Source organism: Auritidibacter sp. NML100628, from assembly GCF_003185985.1.
GTDB lineage: Bacteria > Actinomycetota > Actinomycetes > Actinomycetales > Micrococcaceae > Auritidibacter > Auritidibacter ignavus.
Genome location: NZ_QHLP01000005.1, coordinates 85694 through 98037 on the forward strand (window position 1 = coordinate 85694; position 12344 = coordinate 98037).

The 12344-nt window shown below is 54.4% G+C and carries 12 protein-coding genes; 4 read left to right on the forward strand and 8 right to left on the reverse strand.

Going from position 1 to position 12344, the window contains the following annotated elements; all coding sequences use genetic code 11:
• Nucleotides 1-77: 77 nt before the first annotated feature.
• From DCC24_RS05420 to trxA, 3 genes are all read left to right on the forward strand, one after another.
• Nucleotides 78-1796: a hypothetical protein gene (locus tag DCC24_RS05420; protein WP_146206284.1), complete on the forward strand. Its 1719-nt coding sequence runs from the start codon at nucleotides 78-80 to the stop codon at nucleotides 1794-1796.
• Between the two features lie 122 nt (nucleotides 1797-1918).
• The gene (trxB, locus tag DCC24_RS05425) at nucleotides 1919-2869 is read left to right on the forward strand and encodes a thioredoxin-disulfide reductase (RefSeq protein WP_110098960.1); all 951 of its coding nucleotides are present in this window, start codon (nucleotides 1919-1921) and stop codon (nucleotides 2867-2869) included.
• A gap of 29 nt (nucleotides 2870-2898) precedes the next feature.
• Nucleotides 2899-3222 carry a thioredoxin gene (trxA, locus tag DCC24_RS05430; RefSeq protein WP_110098961.1) on the forward strand — a complete coding sequence of 108 codons (324 nt, stop codon included), beginning with the start codon at nucleotides 2899-2901 and terminating at the stop codon, nucleotides 3220-3222.
• Between the two features lie 1380 nt (nucleotides 3223-4602).
• Here the strand turns inward: trxA and DCC24_RS05435 are convergent.
• From DCC24_RS05435 to rpmH, 8 genes are all read right to left on the reverse strand, one after another.
• On the reverse strand, nucleotides 4603-5487 hold the full coding sequence (locus DCC24_RS05435) for a ParB/RepB/Spo0J family partition protein (protein ID WP_110098906.1): 885 nt from the start codon (nucleotides 5485-5487) through the stop codon (nucleotides 4603-4605).
• A gap of 400 nt (nucleotides 5488-5887) precedes the next feature.
• Entirely contained in the window at nucleotides 5888-6817 is a 930-nt protein-coding gene (locus DCC24_RS05440) for a ParA family protein (protein WP_110098907.1), read from the reverse strand.
• A gap of 44 nt (nucleotides 6818-6861) precedes the next feature.
• Entirely contained in the window at nucleotides 6862-7566 is a 705-nt protein-coding gene (gene rsmG / locus DCC24_RS05445) for a 16S rRNA (guanine(527)-N(7))-methyltransferase RsmG (RefSeq protein WP_110098908.1), read from the reverse strand.
• Between the two features lie 16 nt (nucleotides 7567-7582).
• Nucleotides 7583-8146, reverse strand: a complete 564-nt coding sequence (locus tag DCC24_RS05450; protein ID WP_110098909.1) for a R3H domain-containing nucleic acid-binding protein — start codon at nucleotides 8144-8146, stop codon at nucleotides 7583-7585.
• Nucleotides 8143-9105 (reverse strand): membrane protein insertase YidC, encoded by a 963-nt coding sequence (gene yidC, locus DCC24_RS05455; protein WP_110098910.1) that lies wholly within the window; start codon nucleotides 9103-9105, stop codon nucleotides 8143-8145. Before yidC ends, DCC24_RS05450 begins: the two co-directional genes overlap by 4 nt.
• A gap of 5 nt (nucleotides 9106-9110) precedes the next feature.
• Nucleotides 9111-9488, reverse strand: a complete 378-nt coding sequence (gene yidD / locus DCC24_RS05460) for a membrane protein insertion efficiency factor YidD (protein ID WP_110098911.1) — start codon at nucleotides 9486-9488, stop codon at nucleotides 9111-9113.
• Between the two features lie 3 nt (nucleotides 9489-9491).
• The gene (gene rnpA, locus DCC24_RS05465) at nucleotides 9492-9917 is read right to left on the reverse strand and encodes a ribonuclease P protein component (protein WP_110098912.1); all 426 of its coding nucleotides are present in this window, start codon (nucleotides 9915-9917) and stop codon (nucleotides 9492-9494) included.
• A 42-nt stretch (nucleotides 9918-9959) separates the two neighbouring features.
• Nucleotides 9960-10097: a 50S ribosomal protein L34 gene (rpmH, locus tag DCC24_RS05470; RefSeq protein ID WP_110098913.1), complete on the reverse strand. Its 138-nt coding sequence runs from the start codon at nucleotides 10095-10097 to the stop codon at nucleotides 9960-9962.
• 435 nt (nucleotides 10098-10532) lie between these two features.
• Here rpmH and dnaA point away from each other — a divergent pair, with 435 nt between their 5' ends.
• A complete protein-coding gene (gene dnaA, locus DCC24_RS05475) occupies nucleotides 10533-12092 on the forward strand; it encodes a chromosomal replication initiator protein DnaA (RefSeq protein WP_110098914.1) in 1560 nt (519 codons plus the stop codon).
• Nucleotides 12093-12344: the final 252 nt, after the last annotated feature.

The following is a 12344-nucleotide window of genomic DNA, read 5'->3' on the forward strand; positions in this document are numbered from 1 at the left end:
ACTAGGTCGACTCATTGGTCGTGTCATGAACGGCACCGACCACGGCCCGTTCTCAACCCGACCCTGGAGGAATGATCGTGGCACAACTTGACGAAGGTAACGTGCTGGGCGGACGCTACCTGATCACCGGACAGGTCTTGGCCACCGCCGAGCAAGATGTGATCCTGACCGGACTCGATCAAGTCCTCAATCGGGAAGTGATGATCTTGGTTGCCTCCCCCGATCATGCCTCCCAGGTGGCCACCTCGGCCCGGCAACTGGCCACTGGAGAGCGTGCCTCCGATGTTCAGGTGCTCGATTTGGGTCTGTCGGATAACCGCACCTACTTGATCTCCGCCGGAGAGACTGACCCACAATCTCTGCTCTCGCTGGTGACCGGCCACGACGTCTACGTTGAGCCGTTCTACACCGAGAACCTCGGCTCGGAAATCTTCGGTGAGTCCCGCTCTTATGAGCCGGAGACCTACGACGATGATGACGAATACTATTCCAGCCTTGATTCCGATGTGGCCGCCAGCTCAGAGCACGAAGCGCATCGTCCAAAGTTTTTGAACCGGATCTCGGATCGGCTCAACGACTCGCTGAACCGCACCGACGATCCCTCCAAGCTTATCCGTCCCGGAGAGACCCACCCGACACAACAGCCCTCCCAGCAATCATCGCGACCAGCTCACGGAACAGGGGCCGGAGCAGCAGCCAACAGCCTGGGTGCCACAGGGCCCGGCACCGACACGGACGACGACCAGTCGAACTACGAGCCGGAAACCGACCAGGCTCCACGCCATGCCGAGGACCAGGCCGAGGAGGCTGGTGACCGCGCGGTCTCAGAACCGGTAGCCACCACCGGCCCGATCCCGGTCGTTAATGGCTCGGAGCAGACCCCCGATCAGACTCCCGGGCAACCACCCGAGCAGCCAGCCGGTGAAGCGCCCACTTCTGAGGCGGCAGCGGCGAGTGTGGAGGCCTCCGAGGTTCCCACCGCCAACGACCCCGCTCCCCAAAACGTTCAGGAACGCGTGGCTCAAGCCATGGGTAACTCCGCGGCAGCAGGCGGTTCTGTCTCTGCTCCCGATCCCGCTCCGGGCGGTTACGGCCAGGGATACGCCGTGGAATACACGGATGAACGTCAAGGTGGAGGTGCCGGGCGATGGATCGGGGCCGTCCTTCTCGTGGCGATACTGGTTGCTGCAGTCGTTGTCATGTTCACCTTCTTAGGTCGTGGCGACACCGAGCCCGTCGCTGAACCGACTCAGACCGCTGAACCCGAGGATCAGGCAGATCAAGAGCCACAAGAGGGCGAGAGTCCTCAGGACGATGCGGCTCCTGTTGGTGCCGACCCGGTTATCACCGGCATCTCTCGAGTCGTGCCCGACTCGCCGAATCTCAGCTCCCAAACCGATGACCAACTGCCTCTAGCGGTTGACGGTGATCCCGCCACGTCTTGGCGGTCACTATCTTTCGCCCAATCTCAGTTTGGTGGTTTCGCCCGGAACATGGCGTTGGTGATCGAACTTGAGGAAGAATCTGAAATTAGTGAAGTCAACATCACCCAGAACGGAGGTTCTGGCGGGAGCTTCACTGTGCTGGTCTCCGATACGGCCAACCCGGCGGATGGTACCTCGGTTGCCGAAGGCTCCTTCACCGGGCCGACTTATACCGCCTCGGTATCCGGCCAGGATGGCGATCCGGTCACCGCCCAGTACGTGAGTATCAACTTCACCGATCTGCCCTTGGCAGCCGATGCGTCTGAAGATCTTCCTTATGCCGTCAATATCGCCGAGATTACGGTCGACTAGGATCACGGAATAACCTTGACTACCACGCCGTTAAGCATGGATGAATAAACGCACTGCGTAGACAGCTTAAGTTGTTTATTCCTGGTGCTATCAGTAAGAGTTGCCGGAAAGTAGAGGTCGCCATCGTGACGGAAATTACCCCTCACGACGTTCACAATGTCATCATCGTGGGCTCTGGGCCTGCCGGATACACGGCAGCAATCTATACCGCCCGCGCCAATTTGAACCCGATCGTCTTCACCGGGTCGGTGACCGCCGGGGGCGAACTGATGAATACCACCGACGTGGAGAATTATCCCGGCTTCCCGGATGGCATCCTCGGGCCGGAACTCATGACCAATTTCGAGGCCCAAGCCCGTCGCTTCGGCGCCGATATTCAGTACGAAGATGTTGTCAGCGTCGACCTCAGCTCAAATCCCAAAGTCGTTACCCTCGGCAATGGGGCCAGCTACCAGGCCCACACCGTGATCCTCGCTACCGGCTCAGCTTACCGGCATTTGGGCTTGGACGGAGAACAGCGCTTCAGCGGGCATGGGGTCTCCTGGTGTGCTACCTGTGATGGCTTTTTCTTCCGCGACCAGCAAGTGGCCGTCGTGGGCGGGGGTGACTCAGCGATGGAGGAAGCTTTATTCCTCACCAAATTCGCCTCCAAGGTCTATCTCATTCACCGACGCGACGAACTCCGCGCCTCGCACATCATGGCCCAGCGGGCTTTAGACCACGAAAAGATTGAATTCATCTGGGACTCGGTTGTGACTGATCTCACCGGCGACGATAAGCTTCAAACCGCCCATGTCAAAAATCTTAAGACCGGGCAGGAATCCACCCTCGATGTTACCGGTCTGTTCGTCGCCATCGGACAGGATCCGCGTACAGAACTCGTCAAGGATGTCTTGGAAATCAACGAGGATGGCACCATACGGGTGGACCACCCGTCGACGCGCACCAATCTACCCGGGGTTTTTGCCGCGGGTGACGTCATCGATCCAACCTACCGTCAGGCCGTTACGGCAGCAGGTACCGGCTGCGTAGCGGCGCAGGATGTTGAGCAGTACCTGCTCGATTTGAGATAATACTTACGCTTCAACTACTAGGAGTTATGATGTCGACTATTAATGTTACTGATGCGGACTTCCAGGAAAAAGTCCTCCAGAGTGATAAGCCTGTACTCGTAGATTTTTGGGCCGAATGGTGCGGACCTTGTCGAATGTTGACGCCAGTCCTGGAGACGATGGCTGAAGAGCACGCTGATAAGATTATCGTCGCTAAACTTAACGTTGACGAGAATCCTCAGGTGGCCTCTCAGTATGGCATCACCAGTATTCCCGCAGTAATGGCCTTCAAGGACGGCGAGAAGGTAGCTACGTCCATTGGTGCCAAACCTCAGCCGGCCCTGGAGTCCGAGTTTGCTGAGCTCCTGAAATAGTACATACTCAACAGACACGGGGTCATGGTTTCGCGTGAAACCATGACCCCGTTTTTTGCGCTAGACGGTCTATTTTCCTGGTTCTTCCCGCTGTGATCCCATCTCCGACGCTCAGCGTGAGCATCCCGCGAGCTACATTCGACTCCATTTCATTCGCGAAGTTAGTCATAGACGAGCCGGCGACAGCCAAATATATAGAGACGGCCGAGCTCTAGCCATCCCACGTAGTGTATGTCGTGGCCCCAAAGGTGTTATCACTCATCCAAGGTATATCCACTCAGGAGCAAGGAGATATCTGGTCACGTCCCGAATGAACGACATCTTGTCGTCCGCGTGCTAGCTACGAATAACATTGTGCATTTGTGAACCGTCTTCCACTCCATCATCAAGTTCGTTCCACGTGAAACATCTGAGGGTAGCTCAAGATAATAGTCAACGCTTGCTGCGCCGTAAACGTCATAGGTATCTACTCCGGCAGTAGCTTGTGTACCGACTTGTTAATAGTTACCTAACCGGGCAAGCGCAATTTGCCCTACACGGATCAAACCCGTAACCGCATTGAATGAGATTATCCAGCGACCCTTAAATCGCGGTCGAAAGCCGATCTAACAGTCCCGATAACGCAGTGGACTCGATAATCGAGCTCGTTGTCACGCCGCTACTTGGTTCTCACACGACGAGCATCTCCCACGATTTAGGTCGCCCCTTAGAGGAGGTACCACCTCTGTCGATATAGTTCAGCTACTAATAGTACTCTGCGCTGTTGGTATCTACTCAGTGATGGCGCTATGGTCCTACACCTCGGCGTCAAGCAGGATAGCTGATTAAAGCAGAGCAATCCCGACATGGGATTCAGGGCTTAGACAAACGATTTTGTTCACAGCATCAGGCCACATTGGCGCAAGCGTTCTGGTCTTGCCTCAACGGACCAAGTGTTTCACGTGGAACCTCGCACCCGAAACGGCCAACGGAGCACACTCGATCTGATACACCGGGCCAATACACACTCAACGCTGACTCTAGTCTCAGGAAACGACGCAGGACCTTTCTCTAGAGCTGTAGGCTGAAGAGGTTCGCTACGACAAGATGGGAACTTCCCGGCAGAAGGCTCAACGAAGCTAACAACCCAACCTCAACTCGAATAATGAACTACCAGATCTTGTTCCCGATAAGATCCAAATACTTTCCAAAAATGGAAGACAACACACACCCGAGGAACCCGGTCGTTCTCTGGGTGAAGTTTTTGTCGGGCGGTTCAACCACAATCGTTCAGGGACTTTGTCAAAAGGCCCTCATGTGAACAGTTGCGTTTCGCGAAGTGTTTCACGTGGAACATAAAAGGCTCCAGACCAACCTTATGTGTAGCCTGAATTGTATAGCCTAGTCATTCCGCTGGGAAGGCTGGATAAGCGACATAATACGATTTAGGTCTTCCACCGATGCAAAGTCGATGGAGATCTTCCCTTTCTTTGCACCTAACGTAATATCAACGGTGGTATCCAATTCGTCCGCAAACATCGCAGCCAGGTCTTCGAATTTCTGCGTTCCACGTGAAACCTTACGTGGGGAAGAGGTAGTTTTTGGACGGTAGAGTCCAACGAGTTCCTCGGTCGCGCGAACCGATAAACCTTCCGACACCACGCGATCAGCGATAGCTTCCATCGTTTCAGCATCTTGAGCGCCGAGTAAGGCACGGGCATGCCCTGAAGATAAAACCCGTGCCGCCACCTTTGACTGGACCGAAGCGGGCAGTTGCATTAGTCGCAAACTATTGGATATCGACGGCCGTGACTTGCCAATATTTTTCGACAACTCCTCCTGAGACCAGCCGAAGTCCTTCAATAACTGCTCATAGGCTGCCGCTTCTTCGAGAGGGTTGAGATCGCTCCGGTGAATATTCTCCACCAGCGCCTCAACTAGCATCCGATCATCCGACGTATCACGGATTACCGCAGGAATAGACTCCCGTCCCGCCAGCCTCGCCGCACGAAAGCGACGTTCACCCATGACAAGTTCATACGAATCTGTCCCGATCTCACGAACCACTACAGGTTGTAAAACGCCGACTTCACGAATAGAGGCAACCAGCTCCTGTAATTGGTCCTCCTCAAAATATTGGCGGGGCTGTTGCCGGTTCGCGTGAATCCGGTCCAGGTCCAGTTCCACTAGTCTGGTATCGGCCACATCCTCTGATTCTTCCTCAGCGGCCTGCCCAACGCCAGACCCGGAACCACGGTTCGGACGCTGAGCAAGGGGATTGGGCATCGTGGGCCGACGATACCGTTGCCGACGTTTCGCCTCCGACTCGGTAGCAGAGGATTCAAAAAATAAGTCCGATGGCCGCGAATGCCCTTGTGTTTTTCCCTCCGGTACGTCGACCTGCGAAGCGCTACTCTCCTGTAGGGCAGCACCCTGATCACCCGTGGCCGGCTCATGATCGTCTGACGGTGGTTCCACTTCATTTCCCTCAGGAAGCTGCTGTGCTGGAACCGGTTCTGCTTCCGGTTGAATAAGCGCGCCGAGACCCCGACCGAGACCACGCCTTGATCTTTTTTGCGTCACGATTACCTCCACGTCTATGGTACCCGTTCCACGTGAAACAATTTCACATCGGCACCACCGTCAGATACACGCTCACATAAGAAGCGGACCCCGCCGATCGACCCTAGCGACGCCTCTTGCGTTCGCGCTCCGCAATTTCTAGTGCAGCCTCACGATAGCTGAGCGCACCTGATGAGATCGGATCGTAGGTCATCACCGATTGCTGGTAACTCGGCGCCTCCGATATCCTCACATTACGCGGAATAACCGCGTCAAGTACTTGATCTGGGAAGTATTCGCGTACTTCTTCTGCTACCTGAACCGCTAAGTTGGTCCTGCCATCGTACATGGTCAGCACAATAGTTGACACTTTGAGTTCTGCATTCAGATGCCTTTGTATCATCTGAATATTTTTCATCAGTTGCGACAACCCTTCCAACGCATAGTACTCACTTTGAATCGGGATGAGAACTTCCTTCGCCGCAACCAAAGCATTCACGGTCAACAGCCCGAGACTTGGGGGACAATCAATAAAGACATAATCCAGCCGTGCCAGCCCCTGCTCTTCACGGTACGTAAGATACCTTTGTAATGCTTTCGACAGCCGATGTTCACGCGCTACCAAAGACACCAGCTCAATCTCAGCACCTGCCAGATCGATGGTGGCGGGCGCTATGAGTAATGAGTCGGTCTCGGGGTTATCCTGCACAACTTCATGAATGTCGAAGTCATTGATCAATACATCATAGATGGACGGGGTGCCCTGCGAGTGTTCCACATTAAGCGCAGTTGAGGCATTACCTTGAGGATCAACATCGATGACCAACACATTCATCCCAGCACGAGCAAAGGCAGAGGATAAGTTAACCGTGGTCGTGGTCTTTCCCACACCACCTTTTTGATTCGAGACAGTGAGAATGCGGGTCTGGTCCGGTTTGGGAATCTTCTTCGAATTCAACCGCTGCCGGCGCTTGGCCTCAGACGCTATTTCCGCAGCCAACGGTGTCGCAGACACCTGGGACTCATCGGAACTTGAGGAACCATTTTTACTCATACGAGAAACTCACACTCCGTTGCCACGATGTCCGACTCCATTGACTACCCCAGTCTATCCCCAAAGCTGACCCTGACGACTGTCGTGGGTGTTTCAAGCCATTCCTTGCCACAGGTGAGTACTTCGACGTTCTCCGCACGATATTTCTGTAGCACCTTCCGGGCGCGATTGATTTCATCAGGCGCGCTACGGCCTTTCAGGGCAATGAGTTCCCCCTCACCGTGCAACAGGGGCGCTGTCAGGGGGACAAGGGACTTCAACGCCGACACCGCGCGAGCCGTGACTACGTCAACGTCCAGAGTTTCGACAACTTGTTCGGCACGAGCCCGGATGACATCAACGTTCGGTAAATCTAGATCCGCAATGACGTCCACTAACCAACCCACTCGACGTTCCAGGGGTTCAATGAGCACGAATTGAACATCAGGACGGGCGATAGCTAATGCGACACCGGGCAGGCCTGCCCCCGAACCAACGTCGGCCACCAACACTCCCGAAGGAAAAAGTGCTTCAGTGGCGACGCAATTCAAAACGTGTCGTTCCCACATAATAGGAATCTCTCGTGGCCCGAGCAGGCCCCACTCAACCCCGGTGGTGACAAGATGGTTCACATAACGCTGTGCAATATCCCCGGCATCATCGTAAAAGTGGGACACCGCGTCCTGGACCCATACCGGTTGTGCCTTCAGGCCACTGATAGCCAGGGCTTCTGTCGGTTCAATCTGCCCTTGCGTTTCATCGTTGGCCATATAGTCCCATCCTCTGTCAGTTATCGGCACTAATGACGACGTGGCGTCGTGAACCTTGCCCTTGGGATTCGCTAAATAACCCAGCTTCAGCGACAACATCATGAACGATCTTGCGCTCATACGGCGACATCGACTTGAGATGCACTTCATCTTTATCGCCATCGCTAATCTCGCTGATCGCCTCCTTAGCCAGGACGCGAAGCTCTGCTTCCCGCTGTTGCCGGTGCCCAGCGATGTCGAGCACGAGACGAGAGCGTTGTCCCGTTGAGGACAGTACGGCAAGACGCGTGAGCTCTTGCAGGGCTTCCAGAACCTTACCCTTGGTACCAATCAGTCCCTGCAACTGCTCATCGTCACCATCGGTAACTACAGAGAGGTAAGTGCGACCGTTGCGCACCTCGATATCGATGTCCCCGTCGAGATCTGCAATATCGAGTAGCTCCTCAATATAGTCGGCTGCTCGATCTCCCTCTTCTTCCATTGCAGAGACCGAGTCCTGAGCCTCGGTCGTCTCGAGCGATGCGTCACCGGATACGTCGTGGTCCTCGACGGAGTTTTGGAGTTCTTCGGTTGTGGTCATCGTTTCTTTCTGCTCTTTCTCACAGGTTGCTGGCGCTGACCCTTAGGCTTCTTGGCTTTAGCCTCCGCTTTGGCCCGCGCTTCTTCCGCTGCTTTTCCAATGGGTTCAAGACCCTTTGCCACCCGGCGTTCATTAAGCTCACGTTCGGCCTGCGAGCCAGGAGCCGGATTGCGACGAATGATGTAAAACTGTTGGCCGACGGCCCAGAAGTTTGTCGCGGTCCAGTAGACCAAGACGCCGATTGGGAAGTTGATACCGCCAATGGCGAAAACCAGAGGCAACACGTACAGCATCATTCTTTGCGACTGCGCGAAGGGGCCCGTCATCGCCGCTTCGGTCATGTTTTTGCTCATCAACATCCGCTGCATGTAGAACATCGACGCGGACATCAAGACGATCATGACTGAGGCAACGATCAGAACCGACCAGTCGAGATTCTCTCCGGTGGAGCCAAGGAAGGTATCCTGCATCTGGGCTCCGAAAATACTCGATAGCGCAAACGACGAAATCTCTTCGTGACTTAGCGCCGCAATGTTCTCCCCGTTTTCGGCTGCGTGGGATGCACCATTGAGGACTTGGTAGAGAGCGAAGAAGAACGGCATCTGAACCAACATGGGCAAACAGGCCGAAAACGGGCTGGTTCCATGCTTCTTAAACAGCGCCTGTTGCTCCATCGCCATGGCCTGACGGGACAATTGGTCTTTTTTTCCCTTATATTTCTGCTGAAGCTTTTTAATCTCAGGTTGCATGGCCTGCATGGCCCGCTGAGATTTGATCTGCCGAACAAATAATGGCAACAGCAAGGTGCGGATCGTGATCACCAACAGCACCAACGCCAGGGTCCAGGTCCAGCCGGAGTCAAAGTTCATCCCCAAGAAACTCAGGAAACTGTGGAAGATACTCAGAATCCAGGAGACAACCCATTTGAAGGGGAACAGTATAATATCGAAAAAGCCCATGGCGTTCAGGTTTCCTCTGCTGTGTGTGAGCCGGGTTCTTCCGGTACTTGCGGGTGATTCAGTCTAATAATCTTGGGAACTTTGCCCTCAGGCCACACTCTATGGCTCGGCGGAACTGCATCGATACCACCCGACTGCCACGGGTGGCATCGCAGGATACGCCAGATCCCTAAACCCATTCCTTTAACAGCACCGTGTCGATAGACGGCTTCAAGTGTATAGGCCGAGCAACTCGGAAAGAATCGGCACACCTGACCGTATAGTGGTGAAATGACCGCCCGATACGCAATCAGCACCGAGGCTACAGCTTGAGATGGCAACGCTCGAAACCATCCCCACTGCTTACCCGGGCTCAACGTCGTGTAGGGCGATTCAACGGGCATATCTTAGTCTTCTGTCATTTCTTTCGCGTCGGTTCTTTGACACTGGGCCAGTTTCTTCAGAGCACGTTTCCATTGGCCGGCCACATCGGACTTTAACTCATGATAGTCAACCTCAGCTGAACGAGGCAGTGCGCGAATAACGACATCTTGGCCCGGGGACGAATGATCCCCGACAGGAAAGTCGTCGTCTTGCAAAAGACTAGCCACGGCAGCCCGCAATCTTCGTTGGACGGTGTTACGTGCTACCGCATTGCCAACCGCCTTCGAGGCAATAAAACCCACACGTGTTGGACTCGGACGAAGCCGGTGACCCCCCTGGAGCTGAAATGCTACGGATACGACAATGTTCCGGCCCCCAGCGCGGGTACCGGAACGAATTGTCCGTGAAAAGTCCTTGCCTGTTCTGATCCGGTTCACTCGTGGCAGCACGCGATCACGACCCGCTGGTACTGCATCAAAGGATCAACAATCTTAGGCAGAAACGCGCGAGCGACCCTTGGCGCGACGTGCTGAGAGTACTGCACGACCTGCCCGGGTTCGCATCCGGGCACGGAAACCGTGCTTACGGGCGCGACGGCGGTTATTCGGCTGAAAAGTCCGCTTACTCATGATTCTTACTTCTCCAAGCTATCTGGTCTTGCACCGCACGCCGGGAGATGTCGGTGATCGCCTCGGCGTTGATGAACTCCATGTCAGTTCAGGGTCAGTTCGTCGTCTATAGCCCGCTAGGCAATGATTTAGCGCGAGCACAGACCCATCAAGGATAGTTACTTCCGCGTCGAGACGTCAAATCAAACGGTATTTACCTTTCAACGACGTTCGCACATGCTGTGAATAACACTGTGCATAACTCTGAATTCGCGTACGATCAGGCTAGGCTGTTACCACTGGTTGTTGATCCAACCAGGAAGGTCGTTGACGCTACTGTTGCCTGATGGCCACCGCATCGTAAGGGGTGGCGTAGCGTGAACGTGACCGAGTACCGCACCAATTTTGACAGGTCAGCAATATCACAGCAAAAGGGTCTGTGAAGAGGAGAGTCTCGTGGTTCCAGATGACTCAATCACTAGTTCTTGGCGTCACGTTGTCCAAGAGATTAAAGATTCTGGACAAATAAGTGCACGTCAGATGGGATTTTTGGACCTCGCAGTTCCGCAAGGGCTGATTGGCAACACTCTTCTTCTTACCGTGCCTAACGAACTGACTCGACAGGTTCTTGAAGGCCAGTTGCAGTCTGTGCTTAGTCAAGCCCTCCACACGGTCTTCCAGACCGAACTACGTTGTGCCTTTTCGATCGACTCGAGTTTGCAGACCGTCACCCCCGAGCCAACCCGGCCACCGGAGCCCTCCTACGACCGGGCCCATGCTGTGGATAACTACGTGGATAACGCCCCCAGACGTTTCGGCTCGGAAGATGCTCCACGAGCGTTACACCCCGATTCCCGCCCCAGAACGGACCCGGATTACTCCAGTCCCACCACTATTCTCAGCGCGAGGACTAATCCTGCTCCCAGTCCAGAACCCCACGCTCTCGACACGACGCCTACCGATTCCGAAGAGCGCACTCGACTGAATCCGCGTTATCATTTCGAGTCATTTGTCACAGGATCGTCCAATAGATTCGCCCACGCAGCAGCAAATGCGGTAGCTGAAGCTCCAGCCAAAGCCTATAATCCACTGTTTGTCTATGGGGAGTCGGGACTCGGCAAGACTCACCTGTTGCATGCGATTGGTCACTATGCCCAGGAGCTCTACCGGGGGCTCCGAGTTCGCTACGTCAATTCCGAAGAATTCACCAACGACTTCATCAATTCCATCCGGCACGACGAAGGCGCCAGCTTTAAGCAAATCTATCGAAATGTCGATATCTTGCTGATCGATGATATTCAGTTCATGGCTAATAAAGAAGCCACCGTTGAGGAGTTCTTCCATACCTTCAACGCCTTGTACAACAACAATAAACAAGTGGTGATCACCTCAGATCTGCCACCAAAACAGCTCTCTGGTTTTGAGGAGCGGTTACGTTCTCGCTTCGAGTGGGGTTTGACCACCGATATTCAGCCGCCCGATCTGGAGACACGCATTGCGATTCTGAACAAGAAAGCAGAATCCGACGGTCTGTATGTCCCCACCGATGCTCTGGAGTACATTGCCTCGCGCATCTCCACGAACATTCGCGAGCTCGAGGGTGCACTGATTCGCGTTGCCGCCTATGCGTCCCTGAATCGAACCCACATTGACTATGCGCTAGCCGAGCATGTTCTCAAGGACTTGATTCCTGACGAAGACTCCCAAGAGATCACCTCGGGACTGATCTTGGACGAGACCATGAAGTATTTCGACTTCACGCTGGAAGAATTGCAGTCCAAGTCGCGGACGAAGAAACTGGTCAATGCCCGTCAAATCTCGATGTACCTCTTGCGCGAGTTGACAGAGATGTCTCTTCCTCGCATCGGTGCCGAACTTGGGGGACGCGATCACACCACGGTGATGCACGCCTACCGAAAAATCCGCGATCTCATGGGTGAGCGCAGGACCATTTACAACCAAGTTACTGAACTGACGAATCTCATCAAGCAAGCAGCCCGTAATAAGCGCAACTAAACGGTGCGGGCAACAACAATGCCGTGTTGACAACCATCGCCATGAAGGTTTTCCCGTGTTCATCTCAAGTTCAACTTGAATCTTGGTCCACACAGTTAAACCCTTGAAATTCAGCGATCTCAGTGCATCGGGAGACCTAGAATCCACAGGTGCCCGGCAATATCCACACGTTATCCACACCGAAGGTTCAACCACGATAAACAGGTGTGGATAATCTTGGGGATAACACGGGGAGAACTTCAAATACCTTCT

What these genes read in the sequence shown, in the direction of transcription:
- trxA (WP_110098961.1), top strand. Translation starts at nt 2,899, where the DNA reads ATGTCGACTATTAATGTTACTGATGCGGACTTCCAGGAAAAAGTCCTC.
- DCC24_RS05435 (WP_110098906.1), bottom strand. Translation starts at nt 5,487, where the DNA reads ATGCCCAATCCCCTTGCTCAGCGTCCGAACCGTGGTTCCGGGTCTGGC.
- DCC24_RS05440 (WP_110098907.1), bottom strand. Translation starts at nt 6,817, where the DNA reads ATGAGTAAAAATGGTTCCTCAAGTTCCGATGAGTCCCAGGTGTCTGCG.
- rsmG (WP_110098908.1), bottom strand. Translation starts at nt 7,566, where the DNA reads ATGGCCAACGATGAAACGCAAGGGCAGATTGAACCGACAGAAGCCCTG.
- DCC24_RS05450 (WP_110098909.1), bottom strand. Translation starts at nt 8,146, where the DNA reads ATGACCACAACCGAAGAACTCCAAAACTCCGTCGAGGACCACGACGTA.
- yidC (WP_110098910.1), bottom strand. Translation starts at nt 9,105, where the DNA reads ATGGGCTTTTTCGATATTATACTGTTCCCCTTCAAATGGGTTGTCTCC.
- yidD (WP_110098911.1), bottom strand. Translation starts at nt 9,488, where the DNA reads ATGCCCGTTGAATCGCCCTACACGACGTTGAGCCCGGGTAAGCAGTGG.
- rpmH (WP_110098913.1), bottom strand. Translation starts at nt 10,097, where the DNA reads ATGAGTAAGCGGACTTTTCAGCCGAATAACCGCCGTCGCGCCCGTAAG.